The 1,298-nt window shown below is 75.3% G+C and carries 1 protein-coding gene and 1 pseudogene; both read left to right on the top strand.

Features of this window, described 5'->3' with window-relative positions:
* Positions 1 to 134, top strand: a pseudogene (locus ACWEFJ_RS39235) (TatD family hydrolase); the annotation flags it as partial.
* A complete protein-coding gene (gene eboE, locus ACWEFJ_RS39230) occupies positions 131 to 1,219 on the top strand; it encodes a metabolite traffic protein EboE (protein WP_378096745.1) in 1,089 nt (362 codons plus the stop codon). The pseudogene ACWEFJ_RS39235 and the gene eboE, both read left to right, overlap by 4 nt.
* Positions 1,220 to 1,298: the final 79 nt, after the last annotated feature.

The following is a 1,298-nucleotide window of genomic DNA, read 5'->3' as shown; positions in this document are numbered from 1 at the left end:
AGGTGTTGTGGCGCAACCCGGTCGCGTTCTACGGGCAGAGCGGGCGGTTGATGCTGGACGAGCCCGACGCGCCGCCGACGTTCGAGGGCAACTCGATCCTGCGCGGGACGCCGTCCGGGGCGGGTGGGGCATGACCCTCTCCTACTGCACGAACGTCCACCCGGCCGAGGACCTGCCCGGCGTGCTGGCGCAGCTCGACCGGTACGCGGTGCCGGTGCGGGAGAGCTTCGGCGCGGAGCTGGGGCTGGGCCTGTGGCTGTCCGCGCCCGTGGCGAAGGCGCTCGCCGAGGACCCGCGGCTGCGGGCCGGGCTGCGGGACGCCCTCGACGCGCGCGGCCTGGTCGTCCGCACGCTCAACGCCTTCCCGTACGGCGGGTTCCACGAGGAGGTGGTCAAGCACCGCGTCTACCACCCGGACTGGACCACCTCCGCCCGGCTGGACTACACCCTCGACTGCGCCACCGTGCTGGCCGACCTGCTGCCCGAGGGCGGCCGGGGCAGCATCTCCACCCTGCCGCTGGCCTGGCGGCACCCGTGGTCGCGGGCCGACCACACCCGCGCGCTGCACCGGCTCGGCGAGGCCGCGGCCGCGCTGCGCGAGCTGGCCGGTCGCACCGGCCGCACCGTGCGGCTCGCCGTGGAACCCGAACCGGGCTGCGTGGTGGACGACGTGACCGACGCCGTGCGGCTGCTCGCCGGCCGGGTGGACGAGGAGTTCGTGGGCCTGTGCCTGGACACCTGCCACCTGGCGGTGTCGTTCGCCGACCCCGAGGAGGCCGTGCGGTCGATCGCCGACGCCGGGCTCAGCGTGGTGAAGGTCCAGGCGTCGGCGGCGCTGGAGCTGGCCGACCCGACCGACGCCCGGGACGTGCTGGGCCCGTTCGCCGAGCCGCGCTACCTGCACCAGGTGCGCGCCTGGCGGGACGGGGAGGTGCGCCGGGCCGACGACCTGCCGGAGGCGTTCGCCGCGCTGCCCGTCGACGGGCCGTGGCGGGTGCACTTCCACGTGCCGCTGCACGCCGAGCCGCCCGCGCCGCTGCGCGCCACCACCGACGTGCTGCTGCGGGCCATGTCCGCCGTGCGGGTGTTCGACCCGCCGCCGGACGTCGAGGTGGAGACCTACACGTGGTCCGTGCTGCCGGGTGGCGTGGCCGACCTGGCGGAGGGGATCGCGGCGGAGTTGCGATGGGCCGAGCGGAACCTGGGGGTGTCGGTGTGAGGCCGTTGGTGGTGGTGGACGTGGTGGGGATGACGCCGGGGTTGTTGCCGTTCATGCCGAATGTGCGGGGGTTGGGGGA

This window comes from Actinosynnema sp. NPDC004786 (genome assembly GCF_053601135.1).
Note: the sequence above shows the minus strand (reverse complement) of the source record. Positions and strands in the feature narration are given on the sequence as shown.